We start from the raw sequence: 585 nt of genomic DNA on the forward strand, positions 1-585 counted from the left end.
CTCCGCACCTGGTATGGTCTGAGTGACGGAGAAGTTGAAGATCAGGTTAACGACCGCCTGTCTTTTAGTCATTTTGCAGGTCTTGGCATGGAAGATATCGTTCCTGACAGTACTACCGTGTGCCGTTTTCGCAACATTCTTGTTGAAGCGGATTTGTATGATACGCTTCTTGAAGAGTTTAATCGGCAATTGGAAGCTAAAGGAATCATTGTAAAGCGTGGTGCCATTGTTGATGCCAGCATTACGAATACGCCCCGTCGCCCCCGTGGAGGTAAGAGCTATGAGGTCGTTGAGGATAGAAAAGAGGATGAGAACATAGAGGCTTCTGAGAAAGCCATGCTCAAAGAAGTTGCCAAGCCTAACGTAGATACAGAAGCCCGTTGGGTAAAGAAGATGGGAAAACTCCACTTCGGTTACAAGCGCCACACGGTAACGGATGAATACGGAATGGTTCTTGCCGAGGAAACGACAGCTGCCAATGAAAGTGATATGAAACACTTAGAAACACCCCTGAAGAAAGCTAAATTGCCACGGAAAGCACTTGTCTATGCCGATAAAGGATATGACTCGATGGAGAACAAAGAA

The 585-nt window shown here is 46.3% G+C and carries 1 protein-coding gene; it reads left to right on the plus strand.

Going from position 1 to position 585, the window contains the following annotated elements:
* Positions 1 to 585 (plus strand): IS5 family transposase (locus tag X919_RS0104540; RefSeq protein ID WP_028899195.1); only part of this gene is annotated, 585 nt, incomplete at both ends.

Origin of the sequence: Prevotella sp. HJM029, from assembly GCF_000599605.1 — a bacterium.
Classification (GTDB): Bacteria; Bacteroidota; Bacteroidia; order Bacteroidales; family Bacteroidaceae; genus Prevotella.